Source organism: Streptomyces sp. NPDC014870, from assembly GCF_043081505.1.
Lineage (GTDB): Bacteria > Actinomycetota > Actinomycetes > Streptomycetales > Streptomycetaceae > Streptomyces.
The window spans coordinates 186859-209769 of sequence record NZ_JBIBWQ010000003.1; the positions used below are offsets into that span (position 1 = coordinate 186859).

Here is a 22911-nt window from a genome sequence, read left to right on the forward strand (position 1 = left end):
GCCCGTAGGGGAGTCGAGACCAAAGTCTTTCGCCGGTCTGTCGACGGGTCCCGTGCCGGGTCCCGTGCGGGGTCCCGTGCGGCGGGTTTTCCACAGGGCTCCTGCACACCCCTTGACGTAGCCGTCAGCCATTGTCACATTCATCAGTGTCACGTTACGGGCACGTAGCGCACACGTATGTTCACGGGACGGACGGGTGACATGACCTCAGCAGTGGCAAGCGAACTGACCGCGGAACTGCGCGGGTTCAGAGAAGTGCAGCGCCTGTCGTACGCGTGCGCGGAAGCCGTCGCGGCGCAGTTGCGACCGGGTGTGACCGAGCGCGAGGCCGCGAAGATGCAGCGCGACTGGCTGCACGAGCGGGGTGTACGGGACTGGTTCCACCGTCCCTTCGCCTGGTTCGGCGACCGCACGGCCTTCGTCGACTTCAAGATCCCGCTGCAGTTCTTCCCCACGAACCGGCGGCTCGAAGCGGGGATGCCCTTCATCCTCGACATGGCGCCCGTCTTCAAGGGCCACACCGCGGACATCGGCTACTCCGGCTGCCTGGGCCTCAACCCGGTCCACGACAAGCTGCTCACCGATCTGCGGGCGCACCGCGAGCTGATCCTGACCGAGGTCCGCGAGCGCCGCTCGCTGCGGGAGATCTACGAGGACGTGGACCGGCTCATGGTCCGCCAGGGCTACGCCAACCGGCACCGCGCGTACCCCTTCGGCGTGATCGCCCACAAGATCGACCGGGTCAAGGAGCGCCGCTGGTCGCCGACGCTCTTCGGCTTCGGCACCCAGTCGCTCAAGGGGCTCGCGAGCGACGCGATCCACGGCCACCGCGACGGCTGGTCGCCGCTCTGGTCGCCGTACACGTTCTCCGACCACCCGCCCCAGCCGGGGCTGTGGGCGGTCGAGCCGCACCTCGGCTTCCGGGGTACGGGCGCGAAGTTCGAGGAGATCCTCGTGGTCACCGACTCGAAGGACCCGGAGCAGAGCGCCTTCTGGCTGGACGACGACCTGCCGCACGTGCGGCGCTGGAACGAGGAGGGGGCGGTATGAGCGCGGGACTGACGGGGGCGCGGGAGCGCTGGGTCCGGACGGGCGGGATCGACCTGTGCGTCGCCGAGCTGGGCGACGCCGAGCGTCCGACGGTCCTCCTCGTGCACGGGTACCCGGACTCCAAGGAGGTCTGGTCGGAGGTCGCCCACCGGCTCGCCGAGCGGTTCCACGTCGTCCTGTACGACGTCCGGGGCCACGGCCGGTCCACGGCGCCGACCCCGCTGCGGGGCGGGTTCACCCTGGAGAAGCTGACGGACGACTTCCTCGCCGTCGCCGACGCGGTGAGCCCGGACCGGCCGGTGCACCTGGTCGGGCACGACTGGGGCTCGGTGCAGTCCTGGGAGTTCGTGACCGTGCCCCGCACGGAAGGCCGCATCGCCTCCTTCACCTCGATGTCCGGCCCCTCCCTGGACCACTTCGGGCACTGGATCAAGCAGCGCATGACCAGGCCCACCCCGCGCAGGGTCGGCCAGCTCCTCGGCCAGGGCGCCAAGTCCTGGTACGTGTACATGCTGCACACCCCCGTCCTGCCCGAGCTGGCCTGGCGCGGACCGCTCGGGAAGCGGTGGCCGAGGCTTCTGGAGCGCGTCGAGAAGGTCCCGGCCGGGGACTATCCGACGCCGTCCCTGCCGAACGACGCCGCGCACGGCGCCTGGCTCTACCGGGACAACGTCCGCCCGCGGCTGAGCCGGCCGCGCGCCGACGCCTACGCCCACGCGCCCGTGCAGCTGATCACACCCACCGGTGACGCGTTCCTGTCCGAGCGGCTCTACGACGACCTCGCCACCTGGGTCCCCGAGCTGACCAGGCGCTCACTGCCGGCCAAGCACTGGGTCCCGCGCACCAGGCCCGACCAGCTGGCCGCCTGGATCGGCGACTTCGTCCGCGCGAACGAGGACCCGGCGGCCAAGGCCCCGGTCACGGCCGCGAAGAGCACGGCCGACCCCGTGTACGCCGAGCGGTTCGGCGGCCAGTTGGTCCTGGTCACGGGCGCGGCCAGCGGTATCGGCCGGGCCACCGCCTTCGCCTTCGCCGAGGCGGGCGCGCGGGTCGTCGCGGTCGACCGGGACAGCGAGGGCGCGGTCCGCACGGCCGAGATGGCCCGGCTGATCGGCGCCCCGGAGGCCTGGGGGGAGACCGTCGACGTCAGCGACGAGCAGGCCATGGAGAAGCTCGCGGCGAAGGTCGCGAGCGAATACGGAGTCGTCGACGTCCTCGTCAACAACGCGGGGATCGGTCTCTCGGGCTCGTTCTTCGCGACGACCAGCGAGGACTGGAAGAAGGTCCTCGACGTCAATCTCTGGGGCGTCATCCACGGCTGCCGGATCTTCGGCGGTCAGATGGCCGAGCGCGGCCAGGGCGGCCACATCGTCAACACCGCTTCCGCCGCCGCCTTCCAGCCTTCCCGCGCCCTGCCGGCGTACAGCACCTCGAAGGCCGCCGTGCTGATGCTGAGCGAGTGCCTGCGCGCCGAGCTGGCCGGCCAGGGCATCGGCGTCTCGGCGATCTGCCCGGGGATCGTGAACACCAACATCACGGCGACCGCCCGCTTCGCGGGAGTCGGCGAGGAGGAGCAGAGCCGCCGCCAGAAGAAGGCCTCCCGACTGTACGGGCTGCGCAACTACCCTCCGGAGAAGGTCGCGGACGCCATTCTGCGCGCGGTGGTGCGCAACGAGGCCGTCGTGCCCGTCACTCCCGAGGCGCGCGGCGCGCACGTGCTGTCCCGCGTCGCGCCCAGGGCCCTGCGCGCGATAGCCCGGCTGGAGCCGCCCGCCTGAGGGGCGTACGGGCGGCGTAGGGCGGCGTGGAGGGACCGTACGATCCGTGGCGGGCCGCCCCGTGCGTGAGAGCGCGATACAGAACGCGATCGGGGGCGGCAGGAGCGAGCGGCTGGGAGTGGGCGTGGTAGAGCAGACGGCACAGGGGGCGCCTTCGGCGCAGGGCTCCCCGGTGGAGTACCGGATCGAGGACCTCGCCCACCACAGTGGTGCCACGGTCCGGACGATCCGCGCCTACCAGGACCGCGGTCTGCTCCCCCGCCCCGAGCGCCGCGGCAGGTCCAACGTGTACGGGGACACCCATCTGGCCCGGCTCCGGCAGATCGCCGACCTGCTCGACCGCGGCTACACCCTGGCCTCGATCAAGGAGCTGTTGGAGGCCTGGGACGCGGGGCGCGGGCTCGGCGGCGTGCTGGGTCTGGTCGCCGAGGTCGACGGGCCGTGGACGGACGAGGAGGCCGACCGGATCTCCCGCGCGGAGCTGGACGCCACCTTCGGCGGCAAGCCCGACGAGGACGCGATCAGGGAGGCGATCGAGCTGGGTGTCCTGGAGCGGATCCCGGACCGGGACGACGAGTTCCTTGTTCCGAGCCCCCAGGAGCTGGCTGTCGCGGCCGAGTTGTACGAGGCGGGCGTTCCGCTGACCGCGATCTCCGGACATCTGAGGGAACTTCGCGTCCAGGTCGAACACATCGCCTCGCGCTTCCTGGAGTTCACGACCGAGCACGTCTTCGCCCGCTATCTGGAGCACCGGCCGCCGACGGACGCCGATGCCGCCGAGGCGGCGGCGATGGTGCGCCGGCTGCGGCCCCTCGCACAGCAGACCGTGGACGCCGAACTCGCCCGCGCGATGCGCCTGTTCGCCACCCGCCACCTGCAGCACCACCTGTCCTCCGAGCCCCCGCCCCCGCGCGGCGATGAGCCGCGCCCGGTTTCCCTCCCGGCCGGGACGATTCGGGCCGTTCAGCGCCTGGTTGGCGCGGAGAACGTGGCGGCCTTCGTCACCGCTGCCGCCGAACGAGAGGTACAGACAAGAACATTGGATGCACTTTCCTCAAATGGCCCTGAAAACGGATCAATAGATCAAGTCATCTGATAACGTGCGGGCGTTGTCCACAGAATCGCCAATTCCCCTGTGGATAACTCAAGTTGGCTGTGGATCAAACATCCGAACCGAAATCATTGGTCGCGGGATCCGCGCTCCGTCATGCTGGCGCCATGAACGCACCCATGGACGACAGACGCACCGTGAAGGTGTCCAAGTACCTCTCGAAACACCTGCGGCACCAACCCGAGCGGATCGGCCTCGTCCTCGACCCGAACGGCTGGACCGAGATCGACGCCCTCCTGCGCGCGGCCGGCGACCACGGCTTCCCGATCACCCGGGCCGAGCTGGACCACGTCGTCGCCGCCAACGACAAGAAGCGCTTCGCCATCGACGGCGACCGGATCAGGGCCAGCCAGGGCCACACGGTCCAGGTCGACCTCGATCTGCCGCCCGCGCAACCGCCCGCGTACCTCTACCACGGTACGGTCGCCGCCAGTCTGGACGCCATCCGAGCCGAGGGCCTGCGCCCCATGGCCCGTCACCACGTCCACCTCTCCCCCGACCGGGAGACCGCGACCCGCGTCGGCGCACGCCGGGGCCGCCCCGTGGTCCTGAGCGTGGACGCGGGCGCGATGCACCGGGCCGGCCATGTCTTCCACGTCAGCGCCAACGGCGTCTGGCTGACCGACGCCGTCCCCCCGGAGTTCCTCCGCTTCCCTGGCTGATCCCGGCTGATCCCGGCGGGACCAGCCGAAACCGATCCCCTCGGGCATGATCGGTCCCATGGCGCACCCCCATCTGCCCACCACCGAATCCGCCGTCACCGCACTCCGCGAGATCGCCCGCGAGTTCGGCCTGGAGATGAAGGTCACCGACGACATCGGTGCCGACCAGACCTCCCGCCGGACCTCCGCCGGCGTCTTCACCGTCCTCGACGCGGACGGCTCGCTCCCGCACGAGGCCTTCGTCGAGCTCGGCGGCAACCCCGCGATGACCGTCCAGCTCTTCCCCGAGGACGACGCGAAGATCGACGTCGACGGCGTGGAGTTCGCCGACATCCCCCGCGACGCCGTCCCCGCCTTCGTCCGCTCCGTCCACGGCGGCCTGGCCCACGTGAAGGGCAAGTTCTTCCCGCCCGGCTGGTGGCTGATCGTGCCCCTTCCCGGCGACGAGACGTACAAGGAGCTGGTCCTGCGCGGCACACTCACCCCCTGGATGAGCGGACGGGTCGGCTGACCGGGACGTCCGCCGGCGGGGCCGAGTCCGACGGAGGCGTCCGGGCCCGCCGTAGGCTCGGGGGCATGACCCTGCGCCTGAGCACCGTGATCCTTCCCGTCCACCGCTGGCACGACGGCGGCCGCGAGCGCTGGCAGCGTGCCGAGGAGCTCGGCTTCCACGCCGGCTACACCTACGACCACCTGTCCTGGCGGACCTTCCGCGACGGCCCCTGGTTCGGCGCCCTGCCCACGCTCACCGCCGCCGCGACGGCCACCGAGCGGCTCCGCCTCGGAACCCTGGTCACCTCGCCCAACTTCCGCCACCCGGTGACGCTCGCCAAGGAGCTGATCTCCCTCGACGACATCTCGAACGGCCGGGTCACGCTCGGCATCGGCGCAGGCGGCGAGGGCTTCGACGCGACCGTGCTCGGCCAGGAGGCCTGGACGCCGAGGGAGCGGGCCGATCACTTCGGCGAGTTCCTTCCGCTGCTCGACCAGCTGCTGACCCATGACGCCGTGACCGAGCGGGGTACGCACTACTCCGCCGTCGAGGCCCGCAACATCCCCGGCTGTGTCCAGCGCCCGCGGCTGCCCTTCGCCGTCGCGGCGACCGGACCGCGCGGTCTGAAGCTCGCCGCCCGCCACGGCCAGGCCTGGGTGACCACCGGCGACCCGAAGCTGTACGAGGACGGCACGCCCGAGCAGTCCGTGGCGGCCATCCGGGGCCAGATCGAGAAGCTCGGCAAGGCGTGCGCCGAGATCGGCCGGGACGTCGCCGAGTTGGACAAGATCCTGCTCACCGGCTTCACCCCGGACCGAGGGCGACCCCTGGAGTCCCTGGGCGCGTTCGTCGACTTCGCCGGACGGCACCAGGAGCTCGGCATCACCGAGATCGTCATCCACTGGCCGATCCCCGACTCGGACTTCGCCGCCGACCAGCGCGTCTTCGAGCAGATCGCCACCGAGGCCCTCGCCCAACTCGCCTGACGAAGGACCGACCGCCCGACGCACATCCGAGAGGAAGCATCCCCGGCCTCTCAGATGTGCGCCCCTTCGCACGCCCGTGCACGGAGTGCGGAACAATGGATCGGTGACCTCACCCCACTCCGCGCGCCGCGCCGCCCCGGCCCCCCGACTCATCGCCACCGACCTCGACGGCACCCTGCTGCGCGACGACAAGTCCGTGTCGGAGCGCACGGTCGCCGCGCTCGCCGCGGCCGAGCGGGCCGGCATCGAGGTCTTCTTCGTCACCGGGCGCCCGGCCCGCTGGATGGACGTCGTCAGCGACCATGTCCACGGCCACGGCCTTGCGATCTGCGCCAACGGCGCGGCCGTCGTCGACCTGCACTCCGGCGGCACGTTCATGGACGTACGCCCGCTGCCCCGGGACGTGGCGCTCGACGTCGTGGCGGCGCTGCGCGCCGCGGCCCCCGGCACCTCGTTCGCCGTCGAGCTGACGACAGGCATCCACTACGAGCCGCTGTACCCGCCGTTCTTCCTCGACCCGGGTGCCACCGTCGCCTCCGCCGAGAAGCTGCTCTTCGAGGAGGAGCCGGGTGCCGCCGCCCCCGTCCTCAAGCTCCTCGCCCAGCACCCGGACCTGGACCCCGACGCCTTCCTCGCCACCGCCAGGGCGGCCGCGGGCCATCTGGCCTCGTTCACCCGGTCCAGCCCGACCGCCCTCCTGGAGATCAGCGGCCCCGGCGTCTCCAAGGCCTCCACCCTGGCCCGCTGCTGCGCCGAACGCGGCATCTCCGCCGAGGAGGTCGTCGCCTTCGGCGACATGCCGAACGACATCGAGATGCTCAGCTGGGCAGGCCGTTCCTACGCGATGGGCAACGCGCACCCGGATGTCGTCGCCGCCGCCTCCGGTCGTACGGTCGACAACAACGAGGACGGTGTGGCCGCCGTCATCGAGCGGATCCTCGCGGGCACGCTCGACGACTGAACAGGGCCCGCCTCTGTAACAGGGCCCGCGGTGGCCGCCTACAGAGGCGCCTGCCACACCACGGTCGTACCGCCGCCGTCCTCGCCGATGCCAGGTCCGCACCAGCTCGACCCGCCCAGCGACTCCGCGCGCCGCGCCAGGTTGCGCAGTCCGCTGCGCCGCCCGCCCTCCGGGATGCCGACGCCGTCGTCCGCGACCGAGAGCCGGACGCCGGCGGTGCCGTCCGGCAGCTCGACGCCCGAGTCGACCACCACCTCGATCCTGGTGGCCTGGGAGTGCCGGAAGGCGTTGGACAGCGCCTCGCGCAGGGCCGCGATGAGGTTCTTTCCGGTGAGCTCGCCGACCGTCGAGTCGATCGCACCGAGGAACCGGTGCGCGGGCTTGAAGCCGAGCGGCACGGCGGCCATGTTGATCTCCCGCAGCACACGGGTGCGCAGCCCGGAGGGGGCCTCGGCGGGCCCCTGCTGGAGGGCGAAGATCGCGGTACGGATCTCCTGAATGGTCACGTCGAGTTCGTCGACCGCCTTGCCGACGCCCTCACGCACCGCGGGCACGATCGACTTCCGCTGGGCGCTTTCCAGCATCATCCCGGTGGCGAAGAGCCGCTGGATGACCAAGTCGTGCAGGTCGCGGGCGATCCGGTCGCGGTCCTCGTAGACGGCGAGCCGTTCCCGGTCGCGCTGGGCCTCGGCCATCATCAGGGCGAGCGCCGCCTGCGAGGCGAACTGTGTCCCGAGCGTCCGCTCGGCCTCCGTGAACGGCCGGGCGCCACGCGCACGCGGTGTGGCGAGCGCGCCGAGCACCCTTCCACCGCTGTGCAGGGGCAGTAGCATGCTGGGGCCGTACTCGGCGGCGACGCGGCTGATCATGCGCGGGTCGGTCGAGGCGTCGTCCACGAACACCGCCTCGCCCTCCAGGAGCCGGTCCACCACGACGCTCTCGGGCGGGATCACGACGCCCAGCGACTTGGCCGGCACGTCGGAGGAGACGGCGACGATCTCCAGGCCGCCGTCCTCGGCCGGCAGCAGGACGATCCCGGCGGCCGCGTCGGCGAGCCTGCGGGCCTGTTCGGCGACCACCGTCAGGGCGTCGTCCGCGTCCCCGCCGGAGAGCAGGGCGGTGGTGACGGCCACGGATCCGTCGATCCAGCGCTCGCGCTGCCGGGCCGCCTCGTAGAGCCGGGCGTTGCCGATGGCGATACCCGCCTCGGTCGCCAGGACGCGGACCATGTGCACGTCGTAGTCGTTGAACTCGCCGCCGTCGATCTTCTCCGCGAGGTACAGGTTGCCGAAGATCTCGCCCTGGACCTTGATCGGAACCCCGAGGAAGGTCCGCATCGGCGGATGTCCGGGCGGGAACCCGGCCGAGCGGGGGTCGCTGGACAGATCGGCGAGGCGGATGGTCTGCGGGTCCCGGATCAGCGCGCCGAGCAGCCCCGCGTGTCCGTCGGGTCGCCGGCCGATCCGCCGGGCCGTCTCCTCGTCGACACCGAAGGTGACGAAGTCGGAGAGGCCCTTGCCCTCCTCGTCGACAACACCGATCGCCGCGTAGCGGGAACCCGCGAGTTCGGCCGCGGTCTCGCAGATGCGGTCGAGCGTGGAGTGCAGTTCGAGCCCGGTGCCGACCGAGCGCATGGCCTCCAGGAGCTGCGGCACGCGCGCGGTGAGTTCCGTGGACAGCCCCTGGAGGCTGCGGGTGGCCTGGGTGGCGGCTTCCAGGGGGTCCGGGAGATCGGGCACGGCAGCGGTCATGGGCTTGAGCCTAGTAAGTCCTATTTGGCGAGAAAAGTCGGGCGCTCCGATGTAGCGCTCGTCGTCTGCCCCGGGGTCCGTCCCACCGCCCCTGCCACGGCCCGTCCCCTGGACCTTCCCGGCGCGAGCAGCAGGTCCGTCTCGCGCTCCTGCTCCAGCATCCGCCGCAGCGGCCCCTCGGCCCGCGCCAACTCCTCGTACGGCCCGCGCTGCACGGTCCGGCCCGCGTCCAGGACCACCACCTCGTCGACGGCGTCGAGGCCGTGCAGCCGGTGGGTGATGAGGACCGTCGTGCGCCCCTCGGTGGCTCTCAGCAGATCGTCGGTGAGCGCGTCCGCCGTGGCCAGGTCGAGGTGTTCGGCCGGCTCGTCCAGGACGAGGACGGGGAAGTCCGCGAGGAGGGCGCGGGCGAGCGCGAGGCGCTGCCGCTGCCCGCCGGAAAGCCGCGATCCGTGCTCGCCGACCAGGGTGTCCAGACCGTCCGGCAGGCTTTCCACCCAGCCCAGGAGCTGTGCCCGGCCCAGCGCCGCACGCAGTTCGTCGTCGCTCGCGCCGGTACGGGCGAGCCGCAGGTTCTCGCGGATGGAGCTGTCGAAGATATGGGCGTCCTGGGCGCAGAGCCCGACCAGGCGCCGGACCTCGTCCCCGTCGATCTCGGCCGCTTCCACCCCGCCGATCCGGTACGAACCGGACTCGGCGTCCAGGAAGCGCAGCAGCACCTGGGCGAGCGTGGTCTTGCCCGATCCGGACGCGCCGACGACGGCGACGCGCCGCCCGGCTTCCAAGGTGAGGGAGAAGTCGCTGAGCGCAGCGGTCCGGCGGCCCGCATGGCGCGCGGAGAGACCGACGACCTCCAGCGGGAAGGCGTGCGACGGGGGTGCGACGGGTCGCTCGGGCTCCCGTACGGGCACGGGTGCGTCCAGCACCTCGTACACCCGCTCGGCGCTGCGCTTGACCCGCTGGCGGTACTGGACGGCGAGAGGCAGTCCGGTGACGGCCTCGAAGGCGGCGAGCGGGGTCAGTACGACCACGGCGAGCGTGACGCCGTCGAGGCGGCCGTCGCGGACCGCTTGGACACCGACGAGCGCCGCGGCGGCCACCGTCAGACCGCAGGAGAGCGCGGAGAGCCCGGCCCCGATGGCGGTCGCGACAGCCTGCCGGGAGGAGATGGAGGTGAGCGTACGGTCGGCCCCGCGGGCCCGGTCGATACGGTCCTTCAGCGCTCCGGCGACCGTCAGTTCCGCACAGCCGCGCAGCAGGTCCACCACCGTGACGGTGAGGGCGCCCCGGGCGGGGGCGAGCCGACGCTCGGCGCGGCGGGCGATCGCCCCGCTCAGCAGCGGCACGGCCACCCCGGCGCCGAGCAGGCCCGCGGTGAGGACGGCCCCTGCCTCGGGCAGCAGCCAGGCGGTGAACCCGACGGAACCGACACCGACGACGAGGGCCGCGCCCGCGGGCAACAGCCAGCGCAGCCAGTAGTCCTGGAGCGCGTCGACGTCCTGGACGAGCCGGGACAGCAGGTCGCCGCGCCTGCTGCGGCGCAGCCCGGCGGGGGCGATGCGCTCGAGGCGCTGGTAGACGGCGACCCGCAGTTCCGCGAGCATCCGAAGGACGGCGTCGTGGGACACGAGCCGCTCGGCGTACCGGAACACGGCCCGACCGATGCCGAACGCCCGTGTCGCCGTGACGGCGACCATCAGGTAGAGCACCGGGGGCTGTTCGGAGGCCCGGGAGATGAGCCACCCGGACACCGCCATGAGCCCCACGGCGGATCCCAGCGCCAGACTGCCGAGCAGCAGGGCGAGCCCCATCCGGCCTCGAAGCTCTCCGGCCATGGCGCGGATGCGCCCGAAGACCGACCGGGCATCTGGGGCGCCGGACCTCTCGACGGGGCCCGCCGCGGCAGGCACGCCCTCACCGGCGGACCCGGGTGAGCCGACAGACCCGGCGGTACCGGCGGAACCGGCGGGGCCCGTAGCAGCGGCGGGGCCTTCCTGCCCGCCCCGCTCGATCGGCGCCGCCCCGCCCAGCTCGACCGACACCGACTCGTCCGGAGCGACGGCCCGGCCAAGTTCGACCACGCGGTCCGCGACCGCCAGCAGGGCCGGGCGGTGCACGACGAGCAGGACCGTGCGGCCGGCCGCGAGCCGACGGACCGCGTCGACCACCGCTGCCTCGGTCTCACCGTCCAGCGCCGCCGTGGGCTCGTCCAGGAGCAGCACCGGGCGGTCGGCCAGGAACGCGCGGGCCAGCGCGAGTCGTTGGCGCTGGCCCGCGGAGAGACCCGCGCCGTCCTCGCCGAGCAGGGTGTCCACGCCCTCCGGCAGCGCATCGATGAACCCGTCCGCACCGGCGTCCCGCAGGGCGTGCCGTACCGCCTCGTCGGAGGCGTCCGGGCGGGCCAGCCGGATGTTCTCGGCGATGGTGCCCGCGAAGAGATAGGGCCGTTGCGGCACCCAGGCGATCCGCGACCGCCACTCCTCCACGTCCATCGAGCCGAGTTCCGCGCCCGCGACACGGACCGAGCCGCCTGCCTCCGGAGCGGTGAACCCCAGCACCACATCGAGGAGCGTCGACTTGCCGACGCCGCTCGGCCCCACCAGCGCGACCGTCTCTCCGGGCTCCACCGCCAGCGAGGCCCGGTCCAACGAGGCATCCGAGCGACCCGCGTGGCGAACGGTCACGTTCTCCAGCTCGATACGCGTCGAGGACGGCACCGCAGCCGTGCCGTGCTCGGGCGCCGGGGTCTCCAGGACCTCGAAGATCTCCTCGGCGGCGGCCAGCCCCTCCGCCGCCGCGTGGTACTGCGCCCCCACCTGGCGGATGGGCAGATAGGCCTCGGGAGCCAGGACGAGGATGACCAGTCCGGTGTACAGGTCGAGCTCACCATGGACCAGCCGCATGCCGATCGTGACCGCGACCAGCGCCACCGAGAGCGTCGCGAGGAGTTCCAGGGCGAAGGAGGAGAGGAAGGCGATGCGCAGCGTCTTCATCGTCGCCCGCCGGTACTCGGACGTGATGGCGCGGATGGACTCGGCCTGTGCCTTGGCACGGCCGAAGACCTTCAGCGTCGGAAGGCCGGCCACCACGTCGAGGAAGTGGCCCGAAAGGCGTGACAGCAGCTTCCACTGCCGGTCCATCCGGGCCTGGGTGTACCAGCCGATGAGAACCATGAAGAGCGGGATGAGCGGCAGGGTGACGACGATGATCGCCGCCGAGATCCAGTCCTCCGTGACGATCCGCGCCAGGACCGCCACCGGCACGACCACCGCGAGGCCCAGCTGCGGGAGATAGCGCGAGAAGTAGTCGTCGAGCGCGTCGACTCCGCGGGTCGCGAGGGCGGCGAGCGAGCCGGCCTTCTGGCCGCTGAGCCATCCCGGCCCCAGCGCGGCCGCCCGGGCCAGGAGCCGGCCCCGCAGTTCGGACTTGACCGCCGCGCTGGCCCGATGGGCGGCCAGCTCGGTCAGCCAGGAGACCAGCCCCCGCCCCGCCGCCACTCCGGCGAGCAGCAGCAGGGGCGTGGTCAGGTCGGAAACCGACAGACCCTTCTGGAAGGCGCCCACCACGACCTCGGCGATGAGCATGGCCTGGGCGACGACCAGCGCCGCCCCCGCCAGGCCGAGCGCCACGACCGCTCCGAGGAAGAAGCGGGTGGCCCTGGCGTACCGGAGCAGACGCGGATCGATCGGTTTCACGTGAAACATCCCCCACTAGTGAGCGGCGTCAGGCGCGATGTGCTGCGTGCCGATCCGCTTGCGGAACACCCAGTACGTCCAGCCCTGGTAGAGCAGCACCAGCGGAGTGGCGATCGCGGCACACCAGGTCATGATCTTGAGGGTGTACGGGCTCGATGACGCGTTCGTCACGGTAAGACTCCACTCGGGGTTGAGCGAAGACGGCATGACGTTCGGGAAGAGGGTGAAGAAGAGCATCGCCACCGCCGCGGCGATCGTGATGCCCGAGAGCGCGAACGACCAGCCCTCGCGCCCCACCTTGATGGCCCCGATGGCGCCGACCAGCGCCACGACGGCGACGAGCATGGCGCCCAGGCTCCAGCCGTCGCCCTTGTCCACCTGGGTCCAGATGAGGAAGCCCAGCGCGAGGACGGCCGTGAGCAGACCCAGCCTCAGCGCGAGCGCCCTGGCCCGGGCACGGATGTCCCCCACCGTCTTGAGCGCGGCGAAGACCGCCCCGTGGAAGGTGAAGAGGGCGAGCGTGACGAGGCCGCCGAGGATCGCGTACGGGTTGAGCAGGTCGAAGAAGGTGCCGACGTACTCCATGTCGGCGTCGATCTTCACCCCGCGCACGATGTTGCCGAAGGCCACGCCCCACAGCACCGCGGGGATCAGGGAGGTCCAGAAGATGGCCTCCTCCCAGTTGCGCTGCCAGTTCTCCTCGGGCCGCTTCGCCCGGTACTCGAAGGCGACACCGCGGATGATCAGACAGACCAGGATGATCAGCAGCGGCAGGTAGAAGCCGGAGAAGAGCGTCGCGTACCACTCGGGGAAGGCGGCGAAGGTCGCGCCGCCCGCGGTGAGCAGCCACACCTCGTTGCCGTCCCAGACGGGCCCGATGGTGTTGATCAGGACGCGCTTCTCGGCGCGGCCGCGAGCGAGCAGCTTGGTGAGGACGCCGACCCCGAAGTCGAAGCCTTCCAGGAAGAAGTAGCCGATCCAGAGGACGGCGATCAGTACGAACCAGACGTTGTGGAGTTCCATGCCTCGATCTCCTGAGCCTCAGTACGAGAAGGCCATGGGCCGGTCGGGGTCACGGTGGTCCCCGCCGATCTTGGTGGGCGGGTTGAGGTCGGCCTCGGTGAGTTCGGGCGGTCCGGCCTTGACGTACTTCACCAGCAGCTTGACCTCGATCACGGCCAGGACCGCGTAGAGCAGGGTGAAGACGATCATCGAGGTGAGGACCTCGCCCTGCGAGACGCCGGGGGAGACCGCGTCCCTGGTGCGCAGCACGCCGTAGACGACCCACGGCTGCCGGCCCATCTCCGTGAAGATCCAGCCCCACGAGTTGGCGATGAGCGGGAAGGCCGTGGTCCAGAGCGCGACGATCCAGTACCACTTGGTGAACCGTGGGCTGAGCGCCTTCCGCTTGAACAGGACGAGGTTCGGCACCTCGTCCTCACCGGTCCGCATCCCCGGTGCCAGCATGAACTTCTTCCGGGTCAGCCAGAGGCCGACCATGCCGATGGCCAGCGAGGCCATGCCGAAGCCGATCATCCAGCGGAAGCCCCAGTACGCGACGGGGATGTTGGGCCGGTAGTCGCCGGGGCCGAACTTCTCCTGCTCTGCCTTGTTGATGTCGTTGATGCCCGGGACGTACGAGCTGAAGTCGTCGTTCGCCAGGAACGACAGCAGCCCGGGGATCTCTATGGCCACCTTGTTGTGGCCCTTGTCGACATCGCCGTACGCGAAGATCGAGAAGGGAGCGGGTGCTTCGCCGTCCCACAGCGCCTCGGCGGCGGCCATCTTCATCGGCTGCTGCTTGAACATGACCTTGCCGAGCAGGTCACCGCTGATGGCCGTGCCGAGTCCGGCGATGATCAGGGTGATCAGGCCGAGCCGCAGCGAGGTCCGCATGACCGGGATGTGCTTCCTGCGGGCCAGGTGGAAGGCGGAGATACCCACCATGAACGCGCCACCGACCAGGAACGCGGCCGTCATGGTGTGGAAGAACTGGGTGAGCGCGGTGTTCTGCGTCAGGACCAGCCAGAAGTCGGTGAGCTCGGCCCGGCCGCGCGCCTCGTTGATCCGGTAGCCGACCGGGTGCTGCATCCAGGAGTTGGCCGCCAGGATGAAGTACGCGGAGAGGATGGTGCCGATCGACACCATCCACATGCAGGCCAGGTGGATCTTCTTCGGCAGCTTGTCCCAGCCGAAGATCCACAGGCCGATGAACGTGGACTCGAAGAAGAACGCGATCAGCGCCTCGAAGGCGAGCGGCGCACCGAAGATGTCTCCGACGAAGCGCGAGTAGTCGGACCAGTTCATGCCGAACTGGAACTCCTGCACGATGCCGGTGACGACGCCCATCGCGATGTTGATCAGGAAGAGCTTGCCCCAGAACTTCGTCGCCTTGAGGTACTTCTCCTTCTCCGTCCGTACCCAGGCCGTCTGAAGGCCGGCGGTGAGCGCGGCGAGAGAGATCGTCAGGGGGACGAAGAGAAAGTGGTAGACGGTGGTGATGCCGAACTGCCATCGCGCCAGAGTCTCTGGCGCCAGAGCTAGGTCCACGTCGTCTTCTCCTTACATCGCCGTGGTCACATCGGCAGTTTGCCCCTTTAATCCCACCCATTACGGGAGGAACAGGGACACGCTTGTGAACGCGTTCACATTCACAAGCATTATGGCTCATACGAAATCCGTACCTTCAGTCGGGGTCCCCCTACCGAAGGTCACCCCTTCCCAAGGCCTTCAACATATTGTTGAATCCGGGGCATGACCCTTCGGATCCGCATCTCCTGGCCCGCCGGACACACCACGGCGACCCTCGACGAAACCCCCACGAGCAAGGCGCTCGCGGGGGCTCTCCCGATCATCTCCACCGCCCGCACATGGGGCGAGGAGGTCTACTTCGACACTCCGGTCTCCACCGCCGTCGAGGCCGACGCGCGGCAGGTGGTGGAGCCGGGCACGGTCGCCTTCTGGACCGAGGGCGACGCCCTCGCGCTCCCCTACGGCCCCACCCCGATCTCCCGGGGCGACGAGTGCCGGCTCGCGAGCCCGTGCAACCTGCTGGGCTCCCTCGACGGCGATCCCCGCGTCCTGGCCACCGTCAGGGACGGCGACCCGATCCGCGTCGAGCGCGCCGAGGCCTGACAGCCACGCGCCCGGCCGACCCGAGCCCGGCCGACCCGGCCCGGCCGACCCGAGCCCGGCAACCAGACCCGCTGCCGCCCGGTCCGGGCACACTCACGCCCGTCAGCCCTCCCGGCGGAAACCCTCCGCCGTCTTCAGGAACAGGTCGTTCGCCTCGCTCTCACCGATCGTGACGCGCACGCCCTCGCCCGCGAACGGCCGCACCACCACGCCGTGCCGCTCGCACTCCGCCGCGAAGTCGAGCGTCCGCTCACCGAGCCGCAGCCAGACGAAGTTCGCCTGGGTGTCCGGCACGGTCCAGCCCTGGGCCACGAGCCCCGCGTGGACCCGCTCGCGCTCGGCTACCAACGAGCCGACCCGCCCGAGCAGTTCGTCCTCGGCGCGCAGCGAGGCCACCGCCGCGTCCTGCGCCAGCTGACTCACGCCGAACGGCACCGCCGTCTTGCGCAGCGCCGCCGCCACCGGCTCATGGGCGATCGCGAAGCCGACCCGCAGCCCCGCAAGGCCGTACGCCTTGGAGAAGGTGCGCAGCACCGCGACATTCGGACGGTCGCGGTACAGCTCGATGCCGTCCGGGATGTCCATGTCCCGGACGAACTCGCGATAGGCCTCGTCGATGACCACCAGGACGTCGGAGGGCACCCGGTCCAGGAACCGCTCCAGCTCGGCCCTGCGGACCGCGGTGCCCGTGGGGTTGTTCGGGTTGCACACGAAGATCAGCCGGGTGCGGTCGGTGATCGCGTCGGCCATCGCGTCGAGGTCGTGCACCTCGCCGTCGGTCAGCGGCACCTGCACCGAGGTCGCCCCGCTGATCTGCGTGATGATCGGGTACGCCTCGAAGGACCGCCAGGCGTACATGACCTCGTCGCCCGGGCCCGAGGTGGCCTGGATCAGCGACTGGGCCACCCCCACCGACCCCGTGCCGGTGGCCAGGTGCGCGAGCGGCACCCCGAAACGGTCGGCCAGCTCGTTCATCAGCCCGGTGCAGGCCATGTCCGGGTACCGGTTGAAGGCGCCGGCCGCGGCCAGCGCGCTGTCCATGACACCCGGCAGCGGCGGGTACGGGTTCTCGTTGGAGGACAGCTTGAAGGCGACCGGACCGCCGGCGGCGGCCGGCTTGCCCGGCTTGTAGGTGGGAATGCCGTCGAGGACGGAGCGCAGCCTCGGACCGCCCGCCCCGTCCGTACCGCCGGCTCCGCCCACTCCTGCGGTGTCGCTCACTGCGCTCACTGTGGTCCTCCTCGACCGTCCGTACCACCAATACTCCTCACCTTATGAGGATTCGCCTCCGCTGCGAATGGGCTGTGGACAACGGATGGCGAACGCTGTGGACAACCAGGGGAGCGCGCGATCGGGTGGCGCGCGCTGGTGGCGGGCGCCGTGGCGCGCATCGCCCGTAGAGGTGAGTTGAGACCTCTTCGAGACATGGACTCCTGGGCAGGCCCATACGGGTCGACAACCATAGATCGCTCGTGCGAACCCCTAACTCCCTTGCCTTCAAAGGCTTTTAGGGGTTCTCGACCATGCAGAAACGTGTCTGTCAACGAGTGAATATGCGGGCGTCCCAACCACCCGCCCTCGCCCTACTATCGGCTCGCCATGACAGCAGCAGGGAAGCACCAGGTGAGCCGGGCACAGACCCGGGGAAGCCGGCAGGGGCGAGCGGGCATCCGGGATGTGGCCGCCGCCGCCGGGGTCTCCATCACGACTGTCTCCGACGCGCTCAACGGCAAGGGCCGGCTCCCGGACGCCACCCGCCGCCACGTCCGCGAGGTCGCAGACCGGCTGGGCTACCGCCCATCCGCGGCGGCCCGCACGCTCCGCACCGGCAAGTCGGGCCTCATCGGCCTGACCGTGACCACCTACGGGGATGAACCTTTCACCTTCACCGAATTCGCGTACTTCGCGGAGATGGCCAGAGCCGCCACATCGGCCGCGCTCGCCCGGGGCTACGCCCTGGTCATCCTGCCCGCGACCTCCCGCCATGACGTCTGGTCGAACGTCGCCCTCGACGGCACCGTCGTCATCGACCCCTCCGACCACGATCCAGTCGTCACCGAGCTGGTCCGCCAGGGCCTGCCCGTCGTCTCCGACGGGCGCCCCGCCGGCACCCTCCCGGTGACCGCCTGGGTCGACAACGACCACGAAGCCGCCGTCCTCGACCTCCTCGACCACCTCGCCGACGCCGGCGCCCGCCGGATCGGCCTCCTCACCGGCACGACCACCGACACCTACACCCGCCTGTCCACCACCGCGTACCTGAACTGGTGCGAGCGGGTCGGCCAGGACCCCGTCTACGAGGCCTATCCGGCGCACGATCCGTGCGCGGGCGCCGTCGCGGCCGACCGGCTGCTCGCCCGCCCCGACCGTCCCGACGCCGTCTACGGACTCTTCGACCCCAACGGAACCGATCTGCTGGCGGCCGCCCGCCGCTACGGACTGCGCGTACCGGACGACCTGCTGCTGGTCTGCTGCAGCGAGTCGACCGTCTACGCCAACACCGAACCGCCGATCACGACCCTCTCGCTCAAACCGCGCCGCATCGGCACGGCCGTCGTCCAGCTCCTCATCGACGCCATCGAGGGGATCGACACCGACGGACCGGTCGAGCAGGTGATACCGACCGAACTCATCGTCCGGACGTCCTCCCAGAGGCGTTCGCCGCGTACGACGGTCAGCCCGCCCCGTTCTCCCGCGAAGGACTGAGGGTCGGCTCCGGGGCCGTGCCGGGCACAAACTCCGGCCCGGCCCTGCTCCGACCCTGGTCCGGACCTTCTCAATTCGGGCGAAACAACCGGTGAACCCGGAGTGGACCCGGATTCACCACCCCTGGTGCGTCACACAGGCGGACCCTCATTCCTATGATGGGCGCACGACATCGCGGACCACCCCGACCAGGCCGGTCCGCGATGTGCAGGGCATCGCGACGGTGGTGGAGGGGTCGATGACTCAGGGGGCCGGGCAGGAACCCGTGGTGCGCACGGCGACATTGCGTGACTTCCGCGTACCGCCGTACGCCCGCGTGCCCGTGCAGGGCCGAACCGAGGAGCCCCCGGCCGGGCACCCCGGCACCCTCGACGAGATCGTCCGGCCCGTCGCCGACCCCACGCTCCACCTCGGCCTCGGCGCCGCCTCCCGGGTCCCGCTCACGCCCCCGGTCTCGCTCTCCGCGGCCGTCCCCGGCCACCCCGGGAACGCCTTCCCGGACGACGAGCTCCCCGAGGGCTACACCCCCACCGAGCGCGACCTCCCGGTGATCAACCGGGGGGACACCGTCCAGGTCCGCGTGGACCCGGTCCCGTCCCCCGCGCCCGCCCCGGCCTCCGGTGAGGGCCCCGGCCCGCTGTACGTGGTCGGCGACGTCCACGGCTACTTCGACGAGCTCGTCGCCGCCCTGCGCGAGCAGGGACTCATCGACGACAACGGCGCCTGGTCGGCGGGCAACGCCCGGCTCTGGTTCCTCGGCGACTTCACGGACCGCGGTCCCGACGGCATCGGCGTCATCGACCTGGTCATGCGCCTCTCCGCGGAGGCCGCCGCCGCCGGCGGATACTGCAAGGCCCTGATGGGCAACCACGAACTGCTGCTGATCGGCGCCAAGCGCTTCGGGGACACCCCCGTCAACTCCGGCGCGGGCACCGCCACCTTCCAGGCCGCCTGGCTGCTCAACGGCGGCCAGAAGCACGACATGGACCGGCTCCAGGACGTCCATCTGCAGTGGATGTCCCGGCTCGACGCCGTGGTGGAGGAGGACGGGCATCTGCTCATGCACTCCGACACCACCGCCTACCTGGAGTACGGCAGCACCATCGAGGACGTCAACGAGACCGTCCACGAGATCATCAACCGGAACGACGCGGACGAGGTCTGGGACCTGTTCCGCAAGTTCACCAAGCGCTTCGCCTTCCGCGACGACGCCGGCCCCCAGGCGGTCCAGGAACTGCTCTCCACCTACGGTGGCAGCCGCGTCGTGCACGGTCACAGCCCCATTCCGTACCTCCTGGGCCAGGTCGGCACCGAGGACGGCGAGGGCGGCTCGGGTCCGGGCGTCGACGGTCCGCACGTGTACGCGGAGGGACTCGCGATCGCCATGGACGGCGGTGTGACCATGGCCGGAAAGCTGCTGGTCGTCCAACTCCCCCTGCATGGCTGACGCATAACGCTCCGCATCCGGGGAAGTCGATTTCAGGAAACCCCCTGTCACCCTGTGCCATAACCGCAATACGATCGGACCATCCGTAGCAGGCTCTCCTCCGTTTCCGCCCAACTGGCCGTAAATTCCACGGTCGACGCGGCCCTACGGAGTATCGGGGGATGCACATGAACGTGGCTCCGCACCTGCTGACCGAGGATCGTGCCGAGTACGAGCGCATCCTCGACGACGCACTGCGCAACGCGTACGACCATCCGGATCTCGCCGAGATCGGGAAACGGCTCACGGCCGGCCAACTGCGCACGATGGCGCTGAACGCGACGGCCCTGATCACCGCCGCGGCGGCGGTCGAGTACGACCACTTCGTGAAGGTCCGCGAAGAGGTCCGGTCACCGAGCGGTACAAGCGTGATGGGCGCCGTCCTGACGGCGGACGGCGACGGAGCGAGCGGCGGCCCGGGAGCGGGCATCGTCGCGATCGTCACCGTCCTCGCGCCGGTACTCGCCGGGCCGGCCGCACTGATATTCCTGCTGGTCGGGGCCGTGCTCAAGCTCATCGCGCCCTCGCTCGCGGTCGCCGACACCCTGCTGACAGCCGGCTGGTTCTTCGGGGCCGTCGCCGCCGCCGGACTGTTCTGCGCCGCCGTCGGGCTGCTGGTCACGGCGCTGCGCAACCGCTCCACGGAAGTGCCCGCGGGCGATCCACCTCGTGCGGAAGGCGACGACGAGCTGTCCCGCGCCCGGGAGACCTGGCGCCGAGCCCTGCTGGAACGGGGCGTCCTGCCGTTCCTGCGCGAGGCACTGGCCGCGCCCGGACCGTCGGACCCGCCGGCCGTGCCCCCGCCCCGCACCGACCGCATACCGAAGATCGGCTACAGCGGACCGGACTTCTCCAGCCCGAACGAAGGCTCGTCCACGACCCGTCCGGCCTTCACGAGCCCCGACTACACCGGCCCCGACTTCACGAGCCCGGACTACACCAGCCCCGACGCCACCGGCCCGGACTACACCGGCCCTGCGTGAACCACGACGGGGGGCCCGCGATCCCCCCGTGGGTCGCGGGCCCGTACGACGCGCGCCTGCAGCGCACGGACCGGTCCGATCGGACGATCACACCGGCCCGGCAGCCGCCCGCGTCCTACTCCGCCAGCGGCAGATAGACCCGGTTGCCTGCCGCCGCGAACTCCTTGGACTTCTCTGCCATTCCGGCCGAGATCTCGTCCGCCCTGAGGTCGCCGCCGTGCTCCCGGCGGATGTCCTGCGAGATCTTCATCGAGCAGAACTTCGGACCGCACATCGAGCAGAAGTGCGCGGTCTTCGCGGGCTCGGCCGGCAGCGTCTCGTCGTGGAACTCACGGGCCGTGTCCGGGTCGAGCGCCAGGTTGAACTGGTCCTCCCAGCGGAACTCGAACCGCGCGTCCGACAGCGCGTCGTCCCACTCCTGAGCCCCCGCGTGCCCCTTGGCCAGGTCGGCCGCGTGCGCCGCGATCTTGTACGTGATGACACCCGTCTTCACGTCGTCGCGGTTGGGCAGCCCCAGGTGCTCCTTGGGCGTGACGTAGCAGAGCATCGCCGTACCCCACCAGGCGATCATCGCGGCGCCGATGCCCGAGGTGATGTGGTCGTACGCGGGCGCGACATCCGTGGTCAGCGGGCCGAGCGTGTAGAACGGCGCCTCCTCACAGATCTCCTGCTGAAGGTCGATGTTCTCCTTGATCTTGTGCATCGGGACGTGCCCGGGGCCCTCGATCATCGTCTGCACGTTGTGCCGCTTGGCGATCGTGTTCAGCTCGCCGAGCGTGCGCAGCTCCGCGAACTGCGCGTCGTCGTTGGCGTCCGCGATCGAGCCGGGGCGCAGGCCGTCGCCCAGCGAGTACGTGACGTCGTACGTCGCGAGGATCTCGCAGAGCTCCTCGAAGTTCGTGTAGAGGAAGTTCTCCTTGTGGTGCGCGAGGCACCAGGCGGCCATGATCGAGCCGCCGCGCGAGACGATGCCGGTCTTGCGACGGGCGGTCAACGGGACGTACGGCAGCAGTACGCCGGCGTGGACCGTCATGTAGTCGACGCCCTGCTCGGCCTGCTCGATGACGGTGTCCTTGTAGATCTCCCAGGTCAGCTCCTCGGCCTTCCCGTCGACCTTCTCCAGGGCCTGGTAGAGCGGCACGGTGCCGATCGGCACGGGAGAGTTGCGCAGCACCCACTCGCGCGTGGTGTGGATGTTGCGGCCGGTGGAGAGGTCCATGACCGTGTCGGCGCCCCACTTGGTCGCCCAGGTCATCTTCTCCACCTCCTCCTCGATGGAGGAGGTGACGGCGGAGTTGCCGATGTTGGCGTTGACCTTCACCAGGAACCGCTTGCCGATGATCATCGGCTCGATCTCCGGGTGGTTGACGTTGGCCGGAAGCACGGCCCGCCCCGCCGCGATCTCCTCCCGTACGACCTCGGGGGAGACGTTCTCGCGGATCGCGACGTACTCCATCTCCGGGGTGATCTCGCCCCGGCGGGCGTACGCGAGCTGGGTCACGGCCACGCCCTCGCGGCCCCGGCGCGGCAGCCGCGGCCGGCCCGGGAAGACGGCGTCGAGGTTCTTCAGCCCGCCGCCGCGCGGCGAGGTGTGCTTGATGCCGTCGTCCTCGGGACGGACCGGGCGGCCCGCGTACTCCTCGGTGTCGCCCCGAGAGATGATCCAGTTCTCGCGCAGCGGCGGCAGGCCCCACCGTACGTCGGTGTCGATGGTGGGGTCGGTGTACGGACCGGACGTGTCGTACAGCGTCACGTCCTTGCCGTTGGTGAGGTGCACCTGCCGGACGGGCACGCGGATGTCGGGGCGCGAGCCCTCGACGTACCCCTTGTGCCAGCCCGGCTTGCGCTCGTCCTGGCCGTCGTTCTCGCTGGTGGCAGGCGTGCGTGCATCCTGAATGGTCATGAGACCGATCTCCCTACGCCGGCATTACCCGGTAACAGGTTCGGCGGTCGGCGCAGCCTCTTCCCGTACGTACGTCCAGTACGCGTGTACGGTGATCAGCGCCCTCTCAGCCCGGTGCTCCGAGCTCCCGCGTGTGCAAAGGTGTCACCACGCTAGCGTCAATCCGGCCGTGCTGAACAGTGGGCCCCCACCGTTCTTGCGATGATCGGTC

At 70.7% G+C, this 22911-nt stretch carries 17 protein-coding genes and 1 riboswitch; of the genes, 11 read left to right on the forward strand and 6 right to left on the reverse strand.

Annotation, left to right across the window (positions count from 1 at the left end; genetic code table 11):
- Window positions 1-201: 201 nt before the first annotated feature.
- The 7 genes from ACF09C_RS09420 (at window position 202) to ACF09C_RS09450 (ending at window position 7041) form a co-directional block, all read left to right on the forward strand.
- Window positions 202-1050: a M24 family metallopeptidase gene (locus tag ACF09C_RS09420; protein WP_392090635.1), complete on the forward strand. Its 849-nt coding sequence runs from the start codon at window positions 202-204 to the stop codon at window positions 1048-1050.
- Window positions 1047-2828, forward strand: coding sequence for an SDR family oxidoreductase (locus tag ACF09C_RS09425; RefSeq protein WP_392090638.1), 1782 nt, complete (start codon window positions 1047-1049; stop codon window positions 2826-2828). Before ACF09C_RS09420 ends, ACF09C_RS09425 begins: the two co-directional genes overlap by 4 nt.
- A 124-nt stretch (window positions 2829-2952) precedes the next feature.
- Entirely contained in the window at window positions 2953-3924 is a 972-nt protein-coding gene (locus tag ACF09C_RS09430; protein ID WP_392090640.1) for a MerR family transcriptional regulator, read from the forward strand.
- A gap of 134 nt (window positions 3925-4058) precedes the next feature.
- Window positions 4059-4601 (forward strand): RNA 2'-phosphotransferase, encoded by a 543-nt coding sequence (locus ACF09C_RS09435; RefSeq protein WP_392091377.1) that lies wholly within the window; start codon window positions 4059-4061, stop codon window positions 4599-4601.
- A gap of 58 nt (window positions 4602-4659) precedes the next feature.
- Window positions 4660-5112, forward strand: a complete 453-nt coding sequence (locus ACF09C_RS09440; RefSeq protein WP_392090642.1) for a hypothetical protein — start codon at window positions 4660-4662, stop codon at window positions 5110-5112.
- A 65-nt stretch (window positions 5113-5177) separates the two neighbouring features.
- The gene (locus ACF09C_RS09445; protein WP_392090645.1) at window positions 5178-6080 is read left to right on the forward strand and encodes an LLM class flavin-dependent oxidoreductase; all 903 of its coding nucleotides are present in this window, start codon (window positions 5178-5180) and stop codon (window positions 6078-6080) included.
- A gap of 103 nt (window positions 6081-6183) precedes the next feature.
- On the forward strand, window positions 6184-7041 hold the full coding sequence (locus tag ACF09C_RS09450; RefSeq protein WP_392090647.1) for a Cof-type HAD-IIB family hydrolase: 858 nt from the start codon (window positions 6184-6186) through the stop codon (window positions 7039-7041).
- Window positions 7042-7079: 38 nt separating this feature from the next.
- Here the strand turns inward: ACF09C_RS09450 and ACF09C_RS09455 are convergent, their stop codons facing one another.
- From ACF09C_RS09455 to ACF09C_RS09470, 4 genes are read right to left on the reverse strand one after another with little or no spacing between them, the layout of a single operon-like run.
- The gene (locus ACF09C_RS09455) at window positions 7080-8792 is read right to left on the reverse strand and encodes a GAF domain-containing protein (protein WP_392090649.1); all 1713 of its coding nucleotides are present in this window, start codon (window positions 8790-8792) and stop codon (window positions 7080-7082) included.
- 20 nt (window positions 8793-8812) lie between these two features.
- Window positions 8813-12487 (reverse strand): thiol reductant ABC exporter subunit CydD, encoded by a 3675-nt coding sequence (cydD, locus tag ACF09C_RS09460; protein WP_392090651.1) that lies wholly within the window; start codon window positions 12485-12487, stop codon window positions 8813-8815.
- Window positions 12488-12502: 15 nt separating this feature from the next.
- Window positions 12503-13510, reverse strand: coding sequence for a cytochrome d ubiquinol oxidase subunit II (gene cydB / locus ACF09C_RS09465; RefSeq protein WP_392090655.1), 1008 nt, complete (start codon window positions 13508-13510; stop codon window positions 12503-12505).
- Between the two features lie 18 nt (window positions 13511-13528).
- A complete protein-coding gene (locus ACF09C_RS09470; RefSeq protein WP_392090657.1) occupies window positions 13529-15037 on the reverse strand; it encodes a cytochrome ubiquinol oxidase subunit I in 1509 nt (502 codons plus the stop codon).
- A gap of 204 nt (window positions 15038-15241) precedes the next feature.
- Between ACF09C_RS09470 and ACF09C_RS09475 the strand changes: the two genes are divergently transcribed.
- Window positions 15242-15622, forward strand: a complete 381-nt coding sequence (locus ACF09C_RS09475; protein WP_392090660.1) for a cyclophilin-like fold protein — start codon at window positions 15242-15244, stop codon at window positions 15620-15622.
- Between the two features lie 102 nt (window positions 15623-15724).
- Here ACF09C_RS09475 and hisC read toward each other — a convergent pair whose 3' ends face one another.
- Window positions 15725-16825, reverse strand: coding sequence for a histidinol-phosphate transaminase (gene hisC / locus ACF09C_RS09480; RefSeq protein ID WP_392091378.1), 1101 nt, complete (start codon window positions 16823-16825; stop codon window positions 15725-15727).
- A gap of 396 nt (window positions 16826-17221) precedes the next feature.
- Between hisC and ACF09C_RS09485 the strand changes: the two genes are divergently transcribed.
- From ACF09C_RS09485 to ACF09C_RS09495, 3 genes are all read left to right on the forward strand, one after another.
- Window positions 17222-18328: a LacI family DNA-binding transcriptional regulator gene (locus ACF09C_RS09485; RefSeq protein ID WP_315894917.1), complete on the forward strand. Its 1107-nt coding sequence runs from the start codon at window positions 17222-17224 to the stop codon at window positions 18326-18328.
- Window positions 18329-18566: 238 nt separating this feature from the next.
- Window positions 18567-19775, forward strand: a complete 1209-nt coding sequence (locus ACF09C_RS09490) for a metallophosphoesterase (protein WP_392090662.1) — start codon at window positions 18567-18569, stop codon at window positions 19773-19775.
- A gap of 161 nt (window positions 19776-19936) precedes the next feature.
- Window positions 19937-20797, forward strand: coding sequence for a hypothetical protein (locus ACF09C_RS09495; RefSeq protein WP_392090665.1), 861 nt, complete (start codon window positions 19937-19939; stop codon window positions 20795-20797).
- A gap of 115 nt (window positions 20798-20912) precedes the next feature.
- Here the strand turns inward: ACF09C_RS09495 and thiC are convergent, their stop codons facing one another.
- A complete protein-coding gene (thiC, locus tag ACF09C_RS09500) occupies window positions 20913-22700 on the reverse strand; it encodes a phosphomethylpyrimidine synthase ThiC (protein WP_392090667.1) in 1788 nt (595 codons plus the stop codon).
- A riboswitch (TPP riboswitch) is annotated at window positions 22694-22841 on the reverse strand. Its footprint overlaps the gene before it by 7 nt.
- Window positions 22842-22911: the final 70 nt, after the last annotated feature.